At 71.4% G+C, this 15,336-nt stretch carries 16 protein-coding genes; 8 read left to right on the top strand and 8 right to left on the bottom strand.

The window, feature by feature from the left end; translation table 11 throughout:
• Positions 1 to 177: 177 nt before the first annotated feature.
• From J5X75_RS22620 to J5X75_RS22605, 4 genes are all read right to left on the bottom strand, one after another.
• Positions 178 to 825 (bottom strand): response regulator transcription factor, encoded by a 648-nt coding sequence (locus tag J5X75_RS22620; RefSeq protein ID WP_208469473.1) that lies wholly within the window; start codon positions 823 to 825, stop codon positions 178 to 180.
• Positions 816 to 1,907, bottom strand: a complete 1,092-nt coding sequence (locus J5X75_RS22615; protein ID WP_307798209.1) for a sensor histidine kinase — start codon at positions 1,905 to 1,907, stop codon at positions 816 to 818. The genes J5X75_RS22620 and J5X75_RS22615 overlap by 10 nt, the downstream gene beginning before the upstream one ends.
• A gap of 16 nt (positions 1,908 to 1,923) precedes the next feature.
• Positions 1,924 to 2,610, bottom strand: coding sequence for a DedA family protein (locus J5X75_RS22610; RefSeq protein ID WP_208469472.1), 687 nt, complete (start codon positions 2,608 to 2,610; stop codon positions 1,924 to 1,926).
• A gap of 76 nt (positions 2,611 to 2,686) precedes the next feature.
• Positions 2,687 to 3,244 carry a TetR family transcriptional regulator gene (locus J5X75_RS22605; RefSeq protein ID WP_208469471.1) on the bottom strand — a complete coding sequence of 186 codons (558 nt, stop codon included), beginning with the start codon at positions 3,242 to 3,244 and terminating at the stop codon, positions 2,687 to 2,689.
• Positions 3,245 to 3,296: 52 nt separating this feature from the next.
• Here J5X75_RS22605 and J5X75_RS22600 point away from each other — a divergent pair, with 52 nt between their 5' ends.
• Together J5X75_RS22600 and J5X75_RS22595 are read left to right on the top strand one after the other, a co-directional pair.
• Positions 3,297 to 3,797, top strand: a complete 501-nt coding sequence (locus J5X75_RS22600; protein WP_208469470.1) for a GNAT family N-acetyltransferase — start codon at positions 3,297 to 3,299, stop codon at positions 3,795 to 3,797.
• 165 nt (positions 3,798 to 3,962) lie between these two features.
• A complete protein-coding gene (locus tag J5X75_RS22595; protein ID WP_238488906.1) occupies positions 3,963 to 5,972 on the top strand; it encodes a transglycosylase domain-containing protein in 2,010 nt (669 codons plus the stop codon).
• Between the two features lie 6 nt (positions 5,973 to 5,978).
• On the opposite strand, the gene J5X75_RS22590 is transcribed toward J5X75_RS22595, so the two are convergent.
• Positions 5,979 to 6,506 carry a GNAT family N-acetyltransferase gene (locus J5X75_RS22590; RefSeq protein WP_208469468.1) on the bottom strand — a complete coding sequence of 176 codons (528 nt, stop codon included), beginning with the start codon at positions 6,504 to 6,506 and terminating at the stop codon, positions 5,979 to 5,981.
• A 380-nt stretch (positions 6,507 to 6,886) separates the two neighbouring features.
• On the opposite strand from J5X75_RS22590, the gene J5X75_RS22585 reads away from it, so the two are divergent.
• Positions 6,887 to 7,255, top strand: a complete 369-nt coding sequence (locus J5X75_RS22585) for a hypothetical protein (RefSeq protein ID WP_208469467.1) — start codon at positions 6,887 to 6,889, stop codon at positions 7,253 to 7,255.
• Between the two features lie 133 nt (positions 7,256 to 7,388).
• On the opposite strand, the gene J5X75_RS22580 is transcribed toward J5X75_RS22585, so the two are convergent.
• Together J5X75_RS22580 and J5X75_RS22575 are read right to left on the bottom strand one after the other, a co-directional pair.
• The gene (locus J5X75_RS22580; RefSeq protein WP_208469466.1) at positions 7,389 to 8,564 is read right to left on the bottom strand and encodes a UDP-N-acetylglucosamine--N-acetylmuramyl-(pentapeptide) pyrophosphoryl-undecaprenol N-acetylglucosamine transferase; all 1,176 of its coding nucleotides are present in this window, start codon (positions 8,562 to 8,564) and stop codon (positions 7,389 to 7,391) included.
• A gap of 13 nt (positions 8,565 to 8,577) precedes the next feature.
• The gene (locus J5X75_RS22575) at positions 8,578 to 9,471 is read right to left on the bottom strand and encodes an N-acetylglucosamine kinase (RefSeq protein WP_208469465.1); all 894 of its coding nucleotides are present in this window, start codon (positions 9,469 to 9,471) and stop codon (positions 8,578 to 8,580) included.
• Between the two features lie 86 nt (positions 9,472 to 9,557).
• Here J5X75_RS22575 and J5X75_RS22570 point away from each other — a divergent pair, with 86 nt between their 5' ends.
• Genes J5X75_RS22570 through J5X75_RS22550 form a run of 5 tightly spaced genes read left to right on the top strand, consistent with a single transcriptional unit; the run spans position 9,558 to position 15,122 of the window.
• Complete coding sequence (locus J5X75_RS22570; RefSeq protein ID WP_238488823.1) at positions 9,558 to 10,481, top strand: MurR/RpiR family transcriptional regulator; 924 nt, start codon at positions 9,558 to 9,560, stop codon at positions 10,479 to 10,481.
• Positions 10,482 to 10,493: 12 nt separating this feature from the next.
• The gene (locus tag J5X75_RS22565; RefSeq protein WP_208469463.1) at positions 10,494 to 11,813 is read left to right on the top strand and encodes an extracellular solute-binding protein; all 1,320 of its coding nucleotides are present in this window, start codon (positions 10,494 to 10,496) and stop codon (positions 11,811 to 11,813) included.
• Positions 11,810 to 12,715, top strand: coding sequence for a carbohydrate ABC transporter permease (locus tag J5X75_RS22560; protein WP_307798208.1), 906 nt, complete (start codon positions 11,810 to 11,812; stop codon positions 12,713 to 12,715). Before J5X75_RS22565 ends, J5X75_RS22560 begins: the two co-directional genes overlap by 4 nt.
• Positions 12,712 to 13,518 (top strand): carbohydrate ABC transporter permease, encoded by an 807-nt coding sequence (locus J5X75_RS22555; RefSeq protein WP_208469462.1) that lies wholly within the window; start codon positions 12,712 to 12,714, stop codon positions 13,516 to 13,518. Before J5X75_RS22560 ends, J5X75_RS22555 begins: the two co-directional genes overlap by 4 nt.
• Positions 13,519 to 13,523: 5 nt before the next feature.
• Entirely contained in the window at positions 13,524 to 15,122 is a 1,599-nt protein-coding gene (locus J5X75_RS22550; protein ID WP_208469461.1) for a beta-N-acetylhexosaminidase, read from the top strand.
• Between the two features lie 63 nt (positions 15,123 to 15,185).
• On the opposite strand, the gene J5X75_RS22545 is transcribed toward J5X75_RS22550, so the two are convergent.
• Positions 15,186 to 15,332 carry a hypothetical protein gene (locus J5X75_RS22545; RefSeq protein ID WP_208469460.1) on the bottom strand — a complete coding sequence of 49 codons (147 nt, stop codon included), beginning with the start codon at positions 15,330 to 15,332 and terminating at the stop codon, positions 15,186 to 15,188.
• Between the last annotated feature and the right edge of the window lie 4 nt (positions 15,333 to 15,336).

Here is a 15,336-nt window from a genome sequence, read left to right as displayed (position 1 = left end):
GCCACTGGGCGTCGGTGAGGTCATGCCGCCTCGTCACCGCTAAGGTGGCCACGAGGTCTCCGGTATGAAGTTCGAGCTTGGTCGCTGAACCGTTTACCGGAGACCTCTTCAAATATCGATCACCGCCACGCCGTGACCTTCACCGGCCACCACGACTTCTGAAACACGCCTTAGACGCTAGCCCGCGCCCAGGTAGCGCAGGATGGCCAGCACCCGGCGGCTGTAGCCGGTGACGTGGGATAGGCCGAGCCGGTCGAAGATGGTGTTCACGTGCTTCTCGACGGCGCTCTGCGAGATGTGCAGCCGGGCCGCGACGGACGCGTTCGTGTGGCCCTGCGCCATCTCGTGCAGCACCTCCCGTTCGCGGGGGGTGAGGGCGCGCAGCGGGTCGCCGTGCGCGGTCGTGGACATCAGCTGCTGGACCACCTCCGGGTCGAGCGCGGTGGCCCCGGCCGCCACCCGTTCCAGCGCGTCGAGGAAGTCGCCGACGTGCGCCACCCGATCCTTGAGCAGGTAGCCGACGCCGTCGGAACGGTCGGCCAGCAGGTGCGCGGCATACCGCTTCTCGACGTACTGGGACAGCACCACGACGGCGGTGCCCGGCCACCGGCGGCGGATCTCGACGGCGGCCCGCAACCCGTCGTCGGTGTTGCCCGGCGGCATCCGGACGTCGGTGACCACGAGGGCGGGCCGGTGCTCGGCGACCGCCGCCAGCAGCTGGTCGGCGTCGGGCACCGCGGCCACCACGTCGTACCCCTCCTCGGCCAGCAGCCGGACCAGGCCCTCCCGCAGGAGCGTGGAGTCTTCGGCGAGGACTATCCGCACGGCAGCTCCACCCGGATCGTGGTGCCCGCGCCGGGCGGGCTGAGCACCTCGAAGCGGCCGTCCAGGGCGGCGACCCGGCGGGCGAGCCCGTGCAGGCCGGAGCCGTCCGGGTCGGCGCCGCCCACCCCGTCGTCGGTTACCACCATCTCGACCCCCGTGACGCTCGGCCCGACCGCGATGGTGATCACCGTAGCGGCGGCGTGCTTGGCGGTGTTGGTCACGGCCTCGCACGCCACGAAGTAGAGCGCGGTCTCGACCGGCCGGCCCGGTCGCGGGTGCGGCGTGACGTCGATCCGCACCGGTACGGCGGACCGCTGCGCCACCATGGCCAGCACCTCGTCGAGGGAGCTGTGCGCCAGCGCCGACGGATACACCCGCCACGCCACCTCGCGCATCTCCTCGACGGCCCGCTGGGCGTCGGCGTGCGCCTGGTCCAGCAGCGCCCGCGTCCGCTCCGGGTCGGTGCTGCGGCGGGCCCGGCCGAGCAGCATGCCGAGCGCGACCAGCCGCTGTTGCAGCCCGTCGTGCAGGTCGCGTTCGATGCGCTGCCGCTCGACGTCGACGGCCGCGACCACCTCGGCCCGGCTGGCCGCCAGCTCGCCGATCCGCCGCTCCAGCTCCTCCCGGGTGCTCGACTCGAGGAACCTCCGGGCCAGCCGGGCGTCGATCCCGGCCACCGTGACGAAGCCCTGGAGGTTGAGCGTGAGCAGGGCGACGCCGAGCAGCACCTGACCCAGCAGCTGCGGCACGGTCATGGTCCCGGCCAGGACCGAGCGGGCCACGATCCCGGCGAGCGCCACGCCGGTGACCAGCAGGCCGGTGAGGAGGCCGCCGAGCAGGGCGGGCAGGGCCCGGGCCGCGAGATAGCCGAACACCCGTGGCCCGGCCGGGCGCAGCGGTGCGGGAGCGGGCGCGCCGGAGGCCCACGCCAGCCGGCGCCGTTCCCGGTCGGCGATCCACCACGCCGCCCCGGCGACCCGGCCCAGGGTCAGCCCGGCGAACAGCAGAAACAGCATCTCCGCGGCCCCGGTGACGGCTCCGGCCGCCACCGCTACGGGAACCCGCGCCCACCTTCGCGGCACGCCCGCCTCCTCGGTGTCAGCGATCGACCGGCCGGCGCGCGGTCCCGTACACGGTGCCACGTCCCGCGGCGCCGGCCCGCGCGGCCGTCCGCTCCCGCCGGATCCGCCGCAGCCGCAGCGCCACGAAGATCGCGGCGGCGATCGCGCAGACGACGATGACGGCCTTCTGGAGGAGTCCGGCGTACTCCTCGACGCGATGCCAGTTCTCCCCGAGCTGGTAGCCGGCCAGCACGAACACGACGTTCCAGATCGCGCTGCCCGCCGTCGTGTAGAGCAGGAAGCGGCCCACCGGCATGCGCTGCACCCCGGCCGGAACCGAGATGAGGCTGCGGAAGATCGGGATCATCCGCCCGAGGAACACCGCCTTCGCCCCGTGCCGCGCGAACCACGCCTCGGTCCGGTCGAAGTCCGCCACCTTCATGAGCGGCAGCCGTTCGACGATCGCCCGCAACCGGTCGCGCCCGAGCAGGGCTCCCACCCGGTACAGCGCCAGGGCGCCGGCCACCGAGCCGAGCGTCGTCCAGAGGATCGCCGCGAGCAGGCTCATCCGGCCCTGCCCGGCCGCGAACCCGGCCAGCGGCAGGATCACCTCGCTGGGGATGGGCGGGAACAGGTTCTCCAGGGCCACCGCGAGGCCCGCTCCGGGCGCGCCGAGGGTCTCCACCAGGCCGACGACACCGCTTTCCAGATCATCGAAAGTCATGCTCCGACGCTAGAAATCCGCGCGCCCGGCGACCATGAGGCCGGCCTCCCGTCTGGACGGACGTTCCGCACCGCCGCTACTGCGGAAAACCACACCCCCGGAGCAGAGCGAGCTGCTCCCGGACGGCGGCGCCCACCCGCTCGGTGTCGCCGGTGGCCAGCAGGTCGAGCAGCGCCCCGCGCAGCACGGCCAGGGCCAGGGTGCGGCGGGCCAGACCGGCCGGGGTGTCGCGTTCGGCCGCCGGCTGGCCGGCCGCCAGCACGCCGAGCCAGTCGTCGACGGTCGCCCGGGCGAAGCCCGCCCACGGCCCGTCCGGTTCGGTGAGCGAGCGGGCGTACGCCTCGGTCCACAGCCGGAGCAGCGGCCGGTGCTCCTCGGCCGCCAGCCACGTCCACACTCGCGTGACGACGTCGCCGAGATCGTCCCCGGAGCCCTCCAGCAGTGCCAGCTCGTCGGTGCGGGCGCGGGCCAGCAGCGCCCGCACGAGGGCGTCCTTGCTGCCGAAGAGGAACAGCAGCACCCGGGGGCTGGAGCCGATCGCCGTCGCGAGCGGCCGCAGGGACAGGTCGGCGAGCCCGTTGTCGAGCGCATACCGGTAGGCCGCCTCGAGCAGCTCTTTCTGGCGTGCGGACACCGGGTTAGCATACGCCTACTGAAACGACTGTTTCAGTAAGGGAGGACGTGTGATGACCGTGCTGCGCAGGGCCGACCGGCCGGGCGATCTGGGCTGGATCGTGATGGCCCACGGCGAGGAGTATCACCGGCAGTTCGGCTGGGGCGCCGGGTTCGAGGCGCTGGTCGCCCGCATCGTGGCCGGCTACGCCGCCGGCCACGACCCGGACCGCGAGGCGGCCTGGATCGCCGAGACCGGCGGCGAGCGTAGCGGCTGCGTCATGCTGACGGCCGGCGACGAGCCGGGCACGGCGAAGCTGCGCGTCCTGCTGGTGACCGCGGCGGCCCGGGGCGCCGGCGCCGGCTCCCGGCTGGTGGCCGAGTGCCTGGCGTTCGCCGAGAAGGCCGGCTACCGCGAGATCACACTCTGGACCGTGGATCTGTGCGTCTCGGCCCGGCGCATCTACGAGGCGGCCGGTTTCACGCTGCGGGAGCGGCAGCCGCACCCCGGATTCGGCGGGGCCGAGCAGGTCACCGGCCAGACCTGGACCAAACGTCTGGGTTACCGGATGTGACGAAACTCGCGAACGGTGTAGTCGGCGATCACGCTGGTTAACCTGGACAGAGTGACTGGTAGGCCTCTCGGTGAACATCGGACCATCCGCAGCGCCGGCGTGCTCGGCATATGTGGCCTGCTCGCGGGCCTCGCCGTCGCCTCCGCCGCCTTCCCGGCCGTCGCGATGGCCGGCCTGGCCGCCAAGGCCGGGTCCGAGGAGCTCCAGGAGCTTCCGACCGAGTTGATCGAGCAGTCGTCACCCCAGGTGACGAGAGTCTACGCGTCCGACGGCAAGACCCCGATCGCGCTGATGTACGACGAGTTCCGCAGCGACGTACCCCTGGCGAAGGTCTCGCAGAACATGCGGGACGCCATCGTGGCCGCCGAGGACCACCAGTTCTTCGAGCACCGCGGCGTCGACCTCAAGGGCGTGGCGCGGGCCTTCGTCAACAACAACCAGGGCGGCGGCAAGCAGGGCGCCTCCACCCTGACGATGCAGTACGTGCGGATGGCGCTGGCCTATTCGGCGACCGATCCGCAGCAGGTCGTCGACGCCACCAAGGACACCGTGCAGCGCAAGGTGTCCGAGATGAAGTACGCCGTCCAGGTCGAGAAGGAACTCACCAAGCAGGAGATCCTGGAGCGCTACCTGAACATGGCGCCGTTCGGCAACGGCGCCTACGGCATCAGCGCCGCCAGCCAGGTCTACTTCGGCAAGTCGCCGGCGAACCTGTCGGTGGCCGAGTCGGCGCTGCTGGCCGGCATGGTGAAGGCGCCGACCGCGTTCGACCCGACCACCGCCACCGGCTACCCGCAGGCGGTGGACCGGCGCGACTACATCATCGACAACATGCGGGAGCTCGGCCAGATCACCGCCGCCGAGGCCACCGCCGCCAAGAAGGTGAAGGCGCCGAAGACCGCGACCCGCCCGTCGCGGGGCTGCGTGTCGGTGGCGAAGAACCACTGGGGCTTCTTCTGCGACTACTTCTACCGGTGGTGGCTGGACCAGAGCGCCTTCGGCGAGACCTCGTACGACCGGGAGCGCCTGCTCAAGAACGGCGGCTACCGCATCGTCACCACCCTGGACCTGGACGCCCAGTCGGACGCCCGCAAGGAGATCACCGACCGGCAGAGCGACGACGACCGGAACGCGCTGATGCTGGCCGCCGTCGAGCCGGGCACCGGCGCGGTCCGGGCGCTGGCCGCCAACCGCAAGTACAAGATCGACGACGCCGACGATCCGCAGAACGAGCTGTCCTCGAACCCGGACCTGGCGGCCGAGGGCATCCGCGGCACCTACCCCAACACCACCAACCCGATCATCACCGGCAGCGCGGACATCCCCGGCTACCAGGCCGGCTCGGTGTTCAAGATGTTCACCATGGTGGCCGCCCTGGAGAATGGCAAGGAGCTGGACACCACCATCCACTCGCCGCAGCGCTACAAGTCCGGCTACCGGGACTCGTCGTCGGCGGGTTGCGACGGCTACTACTGCCCGAGCAACGCCTCGGCGAGCGAGTCCGGAAACTTCACCATGTGGACCGCGTTCGGCAAGTCGGTCAACACCTACTTCGTCCCGCTCCAGGAGGAGATCGGCGCGGAGAAGGTGGTGGCGGTGGCCAAGCGCTTCGGCGTGCAGTTCCGCGACGGCGACGACGCCACCCGGGCCAACGACCCCGCCCAGGCCCACGAGTGGGGCGCCTTCACGCTCGGCGTCTCGGCGTCCACCCCGCTGGACATCGCCGGCGCCTACGCCACCCTGGCCGCCGACGGCAAATACTGCGCACCGACGCCGATCGAGAGCATCACCACCGCCGACGGCACCGAGATCGACGCCGGCCGGCCGTCGTGCGTCCAGGCGACCACCAAGGAGGTGGCCCGCAAGGCGCTCGACGCGGCCCGCTGCCCGGTCGGCGACGACGCCCAGCTCGGCGACTGCGCCGGCGCGACGGCCCCGCACGTGCGCGGCGTCGTCGGCCACCCGGTCTTCGGCAAGACCGGCACCACCGACAACGACAAGACCGCCGCCCTGGTCGTCGGCACCCGTTCGCTGGTGGTGGCCGGCTACCTGGCCAACCCGGACTGGGCCGGCCACACCGACCGGATGTCGCACAGCATCGTCAACCCGGCGGTCTACGAGACGCTCGCCGACTACATGGAAGGCAAACCGGAGGAGGAGTTCCCCACCCCCTGACCCGCCTCACTCCAGCCCGCGGCACATCCGCAGGCTGGAGATGTGGTCGTCGACCCGGGACAGGGCGGCCCGCACGGTGTCCACCGGCTGGAAGCCACGAGCCCGGTAGAACCCGATCCCGGCCCGGTCCCCGAGGAACACCGAGACCCACAGCTCGGTGCCGCCCGCCGCCCGGATCTGCTCGGTGATCCGGTCCATCAGCAGCGTGTCCAGCCCGCCGTCGCGCGCCGAGCTGTCCAGATAGACCCGGGACAGCTCACCCGCGGCCGGCCCGGTCATCCCGCCGCCGGCCGCACCGAGCACCAGGCCGTCCTCCTCGACGACCTGATAACCGAACCACCCCGGCGGCGCGGGCGCGATCTCCTTGGCGACCCGCGCCTCGCTGTAGAACTCGACGACACTGCGCTCGATGTAACCCTCGGGCAGCAGCTCACGGTAGGCGTCCCGATACCCGTTGGAGCAGATCGCGGCGATGCGGGGCACATCGGCCTCGACGGCGGGACGGACGACGGCGGTCAACGATGATCCAGGCACGCCGCAACATTAGGCCGCGTTCAGCCGTACCCCAACGGTCTCGTCCGTGAGCGGCTCACTCAGCCGGCGGCCAACCCCGCCTCCCGGGGCGACAGCACGGCCTGCACCCGCCCGAGACACCGATCTTGAAAACAACCCCGCGCCGCCGGTGGAGTTCAAATGTGTTTCGCGGGCGATAACGGGACGGGCGGATCGTCCTGGCCGAATCGGTAGGAGTACACAGAATCAGCTGTTCAGGCTCCAAACATGCGCGACCGTAATCGGAATCCAGCAAGAGAGGGCCCCGGTTCGAAGATCGGCCGATCCGATTTCCGGAAACTCGATGCAAAGGTCGGTTCAGTGCGGTAGGTCGGGAGATGGGCGAGAGGAGGGATGATTCCATGAATCGGATCGCGCGCATCTGTGTCACCGCACTGGCGGTGGTGGTCGGCGGGAGCATGCTGCCGGCGGCGGCCTCGGCAGAACCCGCCGGACGAACCGGACAGGCGGAAGTGTCGGTTTCGGCTTCGTGGCCGTGCTGGTACACGCAGTACGGCTACCGCTGCGACCACCGCTACGGCGACAGATACGGCCACCGTTACGGCGACAGGTACGACCATCGGCACGGTGACAAGTACGGCCACCGCTACGGCGATCGGTACGGCCACCGTTACGGCGACAAGTATCGCCACCGCTACGGCGACAAGTACGGCCACCGTTATGGCGACCGCTGCTACGACCGGTATGGCAACTATTGCCAGGACCACTGAGAAGGTGTTGCAGGCGTGGACCGGATGACTGTCCGGCCCACGCTCGGCGGTGTCTCCCCGCAATCACGTTTCGGCGGCTGCCGCATCGACCAGGCCGGCGGTCCATCGGGCAGCCAGGTCGGTGGGGTCACGATCAGCGGCCTTCCTGGGCGGCCACGGTGAGGATCTCGGTGACCACGTGCTGGGCGGCGCCCGGCCGTCCGTGTGCCGCGGCGGCCTGAGCCATGGCGGCCCGCTGCCGCGGGTCGGCGAGCAGCCCGACGACCTCGGCGTGCAGCCGCTGCGGCACGGCCGATTCGCCGTCGAGCATGACGGCGGCGCCCTGTGCGGCCAGGTGCCGGGCGGTGATGCGCTGCTCGTCCCCGGCCGAGTGCGGGTAGGGGATGAGCACGCAGACCTTGCCGAGGGCGGTGAGTTCGGCGACCGTCCCGGCGCCGCTGCGGGCCACCACCACGGTCGCGGCGGCGATCACGTCGGGCAGTTCCTCGTGGATGAACTCGACGAGCCGGTAGCGCTGCGCGAGGTGCGGCGGCAGCTGCCGGGCGACCTCCTGCATCTCCGCGAACCCGTGACCGCCGCACTGGTGCACGATCTGGCAGTGCGGCAGCAGGTCGGCCAGCGCGCCGGTGAGCATGCGGTTGACCTGCTGGGCGCCGGTCGCGCCGCCGGTGACGAGCACGACCGGCAGGGCCGGGTCGAGCCCGTACGCCGCGAGGCCCTTCGCCGGATCGCCCTGGAGCATGGCCGAGCGCACCGGGTTGCCGGTGACGACGGCCCGCCGCCGGGCGCTCTCCGGCAGGTGGTCGAGCGACGCCTCGTGGCTGAGCAGGATCCGGTTGGCGAACCGGGCCAGGATCCGGTTGGCCAGGCCGACGGCGAGGGTCTGCTCGTGCATGAGGTAGGGCACCCGCAGGCACCACGCCGCGAGCCCGATCGGGACCGACACGTACCCGCCGGTGCTGAACACGACGGCCGGCCGGGTGCGGGCGACGGTGACCATCGCCTGGAGGATGCCGAGCGGGATCCGGAACGCGTCGACGATGTTGCGGGCCAGCTCGCGCGGGTTCGGTGAGCGCCGCAGTTTGCCGGTGGTGACCGCTCTGAAGGGGATCCCGTTACGCTCCGCGATCCTGGCTTCGAGGCCGTCGGCGACCCCGACCCAGAGCAGCTCGGGTGCGGTGCCGGTTTCGGAGAGGCGGGCCTGGAGGGTGTCGACCGTGGTGAGGGCAGGGTAGGTGTGCCCGCCGGTGCCACCCCCGGTGACGATCATGCGGAACCGCTGCAGGCGCTGGGTGCTGTAGAGAGACATCAGGCCGCCTACCCTATGCGACACCGCCGAGCATGGCACGGTGCAGGTCGGCCGGAGTCAGGGGGCTGAGTGGCCGGGCGGCCAGCCACGCCGCTCCGGCTGCCGGGTCCCGACTCGTCCGCGGCCTCAGGCCGCGTTCGGTCAGGACCGTCAAGACCCCTTCGCGTACGGGTGTGCCGGTCGCCAGCAGCCCGCCCGCGAGCACGACGGGCCCCGGTTCGGCCAGGTCGTCGAGGGTGCGCACGAGGCAGTCGACGGCTTCTCCGACGATGGCCGTGGCGTGCGGGTCGGCGTCGCGGGCGGCGGCGCACACCACCGGGGCCAGGTCGCCGATCTCGGCGAGCGGCAGCGCCTGCGCCCAGTAGACCATGGCGTCGGCGCTCCCCACCCCGGCCCGCTCGGCGATCCGCGCGGCGAACGGCGTGTCCCAGTTCCGGACGGCGACACGGACCGCCCGCAGCCCGAGCCACCGCCCGGATCCCTCGTCACCGAGCAGCCAGCCGAGGCCGTCGCTGGTCCGTACCACCTGATCGTCCTGGACCGCGGCGGCGATCGCGCCGGTCCCCGCGATGAGCACCGCCCCGCCCGCCGCGGGTGTGCCGGAGGCGAACGCGGTGACCGCGTCGCCGACCACGGTGACCGGCCCGCCGACGCCGAGCGCCGCCCCGAACGCGCAGGCCGCGGCGGGTCCCGCGATGCCGAGCGTGGCGGCCCGGACGAGGGTGGGGGAGTGCCCGCCGAGCGCTTGCCGGACGGCGGCGGCGACCTCGGCGGCGGCCCGTTCCGGCCCGTGGGCCAGCGGGTTGCCGGGTCCGGCCAGCCCGCGCCCGACGATCTCGCCGCGGACGGTGGCGACCACGGCGCGCGACGACGTGCCGCCCGCGTCGACCCCGGCCACCAGCTCCATGGTGGAAATCGAAACATAGGCAACAGTTGTTGACTAGCCCTCGCGGTGGTCGTAATTTTCATCGGCAACAGCAATCGATGAAAAGGATGACCGACGTGACGGGTGAGAGCGGCGGACTGCTCGGACGACTGCGCATCGAGGGGCCCGGCATGCCCGAGGCGCTCGCCCGGATCGCCGAGACGATCCTGGCCGACCCGGAGACGGCCGCCCATCTGAGCATCGTCGACCTGGCCGAGCGTTCCGGGACCTCGACGGCGACGGTGACCAGGTTCAGCCGGACGCTCGGGTTCCGTGGCTACGCCAACCTGCGCGTGGCCGTCGCCACCGAGACCGGCCGGGCCGAGCAGGCCCGGTGGGACACCGACATCAGCGGCGACATCGCCCCCGGCGACGCGCTCACCGACGTGCTCGGCGTGGTCACCGCGGCCGACACCCGGGCGATCCAGGACACCGCCGCCGGCATCGACGTGGCCGCCGTCGAGCGGGTCGCGGGCGCCATCGCCGGCGCCGGCCGGGTGGAGATCTTCGGCCTGGGCAGCAGCGGCACGTCGGCGCGCGAGATGGCGTTCCGGCTGGAGCGCATCCGGGTCCCGGTGTGGCACCGCACCGACTCGCACACCGCGCTCACCAACGCCGCCCTGCTGGGGCCCGGTGACGTGGCGATCGGGCTGTCGCACTCCGGCCGCACCCGGGAGGTGATCGAGACCCTGGCCGAGGCCGCCGACCACGGCGCGCTCACTGTGGCCGTCACCAGCTTCAGCCGCTCGCCACTGGCCGAGGTGGCCGACGTCGTCTTCGCCACGGTCGTGCAGGAGACCACCTTCCGTCTGGCGGCCCTCTCCTCGGTGCACTCCCAGCTGCTGATCCTCGACCTGATCTACGTGGCGGTCGCCCAGCGCACCTACGAGCGCACCGCCGAAGCCCTCGAACTCACCGTCCGCGCGGTCGAGGCCCACCGCCTTCCCGAGAAGTCGCCCACGCGACGGCGGCCGCGCCGGCCGAACCCCTGATGAGGAGCGCACATGTCACAGAGAAGGATCGCCGTCGCCGTTGCCACCGTGCTGAGTCTGGCCGCCTGTTCCGGTGGTGGCGGGTCCAACGGCGGGGACGGATCGCCGCAGGCAGTCCCGGCCGTCCGCGGCGAGGGCAAGACGATCACCGTGTGGGTGATGGACGGTGACTACACCGACGCCACCCTCCAGGCGATCAACAAGAAGTTCACCGAGGCCACGGGGGCGTCGGTGGACCTCCAGGTCCAGCAGTGGGAGGGCATCACCACCAAGATCAGTACGGCGTTGTCCACCACGAGCACCCCGGACATCCTCGACCTCGGCAACACCCAGGTGCCCGGCTTCGCGGCCAACGGGGGACTGCTCGACCTCACCCCGTACCGGAATGATCTCAAGCAGGGCCGGACCTGGCTGGCCGGTCTGGAGGATCCGGCCACGGTCGACGGCGCGCTCTACGCGGCCCCCGGCTTCGCCGGGGCGCGGGCGGTCATCTACCACAAGAAGACGTGGGCCGCCGCCGGGGTCACGGCCGCGCCGAAGACGTACGCCGAACTGACCGACGCCCTCGACAAGATCAAATCCGGGAACCCGGCCGCCGACTTCGCCCCGTTCTACCTGCCCGGCCAGTACTGGTTCGCCGGCCTGCAGTTCCTCTGGGACGCGGGCGGTGAGATCGCCACCAACGAGGGCGGCGCCTGGAAGGGCGGCTTCTCCACCCCGGCCGGGCAGAAGGGCCTCACCGAGTTCACGACCTTCCAGAACACCTACTCCACGCCCGCGTCCCGGACCCTGGACACCATCACGCCCGACCAGACGCAGCTGTTCGCCGACGGCAAGACCTCCGCCATCCTGGCCACCAGCGGCTCGATCGGCCTGATCCAGAAGGCCAACCCGGCCATCAGGAGCGAGGACATCGGCACCTTCCCGTTCCCCGGCACCTCCGGCAAGACCCAGCCGGTCATGCTCGGCGGCTCCGACTGGGGCATCGCCGCCAAGAGCGACGCCCACGACCTGGCCCTGCAATGGGTGAAGATCGCCGCGAGCCCGGCCGTGCAGGACGAGTTCGTCTTCGGCGCCGACGGCTGGATCCCGAACAGCACCGAGGGCATCCAGGCCGCCCAGGCCAAGGGACTCACCGAGCAGCAGCAGGGCTTCTTCGCCGGCGCCCTGTCCTCCAAGGCCACCCCGGCCGCCGCGCAGTGGCCCACCATCGAGGGCGACAAGAGCATCAACCAGGTCTTCTCCGCCGTCGCCTCCGGCGCCAAGACACCCGAGGCCGCCGGCAAGGAGTTCGACGCCCACCTCGCATCCACCCTGGCCGCCGGGCAGTGACCGCACGGCTCGACCGACGGGACCTGGCCCCGCTGTGGCTGCTCAGCCCGGCGGGCCTGGTCCTGGCCGTGGTGACGCTCGCACCGATCGGCTTCCTGGTCTTCACCTCGTTCACCGACTACAACCAGCGCACCCTGTTCACCGGCGTCTACACCTTCGTCGGCGCCGACCAGTACGTCACCCTGCTCCGCAGCGGCGCGTTCTGGGCCTCGCTCGTGCGGACGGTGCTGTTCACCGCGGCGATGGTGGCCGGCAGCGTACTGATCGGCATGGGTGTCTCCCACCTGTCGACCCGCCTCGGGCGGGCATGGCGCTACACGGTGACCGTCGTCCTGATCGTCGCCTGGGCGATGCCCAACGTGGCGTCCTCCCTGGTCTGGAACTGGCTCTTCCAGCCCGGGTACGGCGTCGCCAACTGGATGCTCGCCCAGCTCCGGATCTTCGGCGACACCACCAGCCTGAACTGGGCGCAGGACCCGGCGCTCGCCTACGTGTCGATCTGGCTGCTGATCGTCTGGCAGGCGGTGCCGTTCATCGCCCTCACCCTGTACGCGGCCGAGACCCAGGTCCCGCACGAGTACAAGGAGGCGGCCCGGCTCGACGGCGCGAGCGAGTTCGCCGTCTACCGGATCGTCACGCTGACCTTCCTGCGCCCGACCCTGCTGCTGGTGACCATCCTGTCGGTGATCTGGGACTACAACGTGTTCAACCAGATCTGGCTGATCTCCCGGGGCGGCCCGGGAGACGCCACGTCGACGCTGGGCGTCTACACGTACAAGACGGCTTTCGTCGGTTTTCAGGTCGGTCATGGCGCGGCCGTCTCGGTGGTGACCACCCTGCTCCTGCTGGCCCTGACGGCCGTCTACATCCGCAACCTCCTGAGAGCGGGCGAAGACCTGTGAAGAACGCCGTCGCCGCCGTGTTCTGCCTGGTGTGGCTCTTCCCGGTCTACTGGATGGTCAACACCGCCCTCAAACCGCGCCCCGAGGTGATGACACCGACCCCGCACTTCTGGCCGCACCAGCCGACCCTGGACAACTTCACCGCCGCCGTCACCCAACCGCAGTTCCTGACCGACCTGCGCAACAGCGTCGTCGTGGTTGCGGCGACCGTGCTGGCGTCGATCGTGCTCGGCATCTTCGCGGCGGCCGCGCTGTCCCGGTTCCGGTTCCCCGGCCGCCGGACGATCCTGGTCGTGATCCTGGCGGTGCAGATGCTTCCGGCCACCGCCATGCTCATCCCGCTGTTTACCATGTTCAACAGCCTCGACCTGCTCGGCACGTACCTCGCCCTGATCCTGGCCTACGTGGCGACCGTGCTGCCGTTCTCGATCTGGGTGATGCGCGGCTTCTTCGCCGCCATCCCGGCCGAGGTGGAGGAGGCCGCCCAGATCGACGGCGCGGGCACCTGGCGGATCCTGGTCAGCGTCCTGTTCCCGCTGGTCGCGCCGGGGGTGATCGCCACCGGCATCTTCGCGTTCATCGCGGCGTGGAACGACTACCTGATCGCCTACACGTTCATGCCGGACGAGAGCCGCTACACGCTGCCGGTCTGGCTCGCCTCGTTCACCAACCCGCACACCGGCACCGACTTCGGCGCGCAGATGGCGGCGTCGGTGCTCTTCTCCGTACCGGTGATCGTGTTCTTCCTGCTCATCCAGCGCAACCTGGTCGCCGGCATGTCCGCCGGCGCCGTGAAGGGCTGAGTCCGTTGTTCCTTCCCCGTCCGCTCACCGTCGTCCCCGGCCGGGGCGAACTCGTCCTCGATCACCGCACCACCCTCGGCGCTCCGGCGTCCCTGGCCGGTGTTCTCGCCATGTTGCGGGCGGCGCTGCGCCCGGCCACCGGGCTACCGCTGCGCGAGGCCGATCCGGCCACCATCACGCTCGCCCTCGACGGCACGCTCGGCGCCGAGGCCTACCGGCTGGAGGTCACCCCCGAATCGGTCACCGTCACCGGCGGCGCGCCGGCCGGCGTCTTCCACGGCTGCCAGGCGTTGCTCCAGCTGCTGCCGCCGGCCATCCACCGCAGAGCCCCGGTGGCCGGCCTCCGATGGTCGCTTCCGGCGATTCAGGTGTACGACCAGCCGCGCTTCACCTGGCGCGGCCTGATGCTGGACGTGGCCCGCCACTTCCTGCCCAAGCACGAGGTGCTGCGGATCATCGACCTGATGGCCCTGCACCGCCTGAACACGCTGCACCTGCACCTCACCGACGACCAGGGCTGGCGGGTCGAGATCCGCCGCTACCCCCGCCTGACCGAGGTGGGCTCGTGGCGCCGGGAGAGTCAGGTCGGCGCGTCCGGCGGCCGGCCCGACGGCCGCCCGCACGGCGGCTTCTACACCCAGGACGACATCCGGGAGATCGTCGCCTACGCGGCCGAACGCTTCGTCACCGTGGTCCCGGAGATCGAGACACCCGGGCACGTGCAGGCCGCGCTGGCCGCCTACCCTTCACTGGGAGTGACCGGGGAGCCGCTGGAGGTGTGGACCCGCTGGGGCGTCAACCGCAACGTCCTGAACGCCGAGGAGTCCACGGTCGCGTTCTTCACCGGCGTCCTCGACGAGATCATGGACCTGTTCCCGTCCCGCTACATCGGCGTCGGCGGCGACGAATGCCCCCAGGACCAGTGGCTGGCCGACCCGCGCAGCCGCCGCCGGATGGCCGAGCTGGGCGTCACCGACCTGCGGGCCTGGTTCGTCGGCCGCCTCGGCGCGCACCTGACCGCCGCCGGCCGTCGCCCCTTCGGCTGGGACGAACTCCTCGAAGGCGACCCGGTCCCCGGCGCGGTGATCGCCTCCTGGCGCGGCACCGCCGGCGCGGTGACCGCCGCCCGTCGCGGCCACGACGTGGTCTCCTGCCCCGACGACATGGTCTACCTGGACTACCGCCAGTCGGAGCTGCCGACCGAACCGATCCCGGTGTCCATCCCGCTGACCCTCCGTGACGTCTACGCCTTCGACCCGATCCCACCGTCGCTGACCGCCGACGAGGCCCGCCACATCCTCGGCGGCCAGGCCAACCTGTGGACCGAACACGCCGACTCCCCGCGAACCGTCGACTACCTGCTCTTCCCCCGCCTGTGCGCGGTGGCCGAGACACTGTGGAGCCCACCCGGCGGCGACTACGCCGACTTCGACCGCCGCCTCACCCGTCACCGCGAACGCCTGACCGCCTTCGGCGTCGAACACCGCCACCCCGACGGCCCGCACCCCTGGCAGCAACGCCCCGGCATCCCGGGCCGCCCCGCCACCCGCGAACAACGAGCCGCCCACATAGCCCGCCTGGTGGCCGCCTTCCAAAACCCATGACCCCCGGTACGCCCGGCCATTCCAGCCGGGTCTGCCCATCCGCCCGTCAAACAACCGGACGGTTCAACTCTCGGGGTCGGTGTCGCAGACGTTGCAGTAGCCGGTCGATTCGTCGGCCAGCAACTCGTGGACGATGCTCCCGAACTGCATGGTCATGGCGCCGTCGAGTCCGTGTCCGCTTCGCTCCTGGGCCAGCCCGACGCAGGCCATGAGG

It is taken from the genome of Actinoplanes flavus (assembly GCF_017592555.1).
Taxonomy (GTDB): Bacteria; Actinomycetota; Actinomycetes; order Mycobacteriales; family Micromonosporaceae; genus Actinoplanes; species Actinoplanes flavus.
This window is presented reverse-complemented; position numbering and strand designations above follow the sequence as displayed.

Coding starts and splice junctions, on each gene's coding strand:
- J5X75_RS22575 (WP_208469465.1), bottom strand. CDS start 9,471: ATGGAGCTGGTGGCCGGGGTCGACGCGGGCGGCACGTCGTCGCGCGCC.
- J5X75_RS22585 (WP_208469467.1), top strand. CDS start 6,887: ATGAATCGGATCGCGCGCATCTGTGTCACCGCACTGGCGGTGGTGGTC.
- J5X75_RS22610 (WP_208469472.1), bottom strand. CDS start 2,610: ATGACTTTCGATGATCTGGAAAGCGGTGTCGTCGGCCTGGTGGAGACC.
- J5X75_RS22565 (WP_208469463.1), top strand. CDS start 10,494: ATGTCACAGAGAAGGATCGCCGTCGCCGTTGCCACCGTGCTGAGTCTG.
- J5X75_RS22600 (WP_208469470.1), top strand. CDS start 3,297: ATGACCGTGCTGCGCAGGGCCGACCGGCCGGGCGATCTGGGCTGGATC.
- J5X75_RS22595 (WP_238488906.1), top strand. CDS start 3,963: ATGGCCGGCCTGGCCGCCAAGGCCGGGTCCGAGGAGCTCCAGGAGCTT.
- J5X75_RS22545 (WP_208469460.1), bottom strand. CDS start 15,332: ATGGCCTGCGTCGGGCTGGCCCAGGAGCGAAGCGGACACGGACTCGAC.
- J5X75_RS22580 (WP_208469466.1), bottom strand. CDS start 8,564: ATGTCTCTCTACAGCACCCAGCGCCTGCAGCGGTTCCGCATGATCGTC.
- J5X75_RS22570 (WP_238488823.1), top strand. CDS start 9,558: ATGACCGACGTGACGGGTGAGAGCGGCGGACTGCTCGGACGACTGCGC.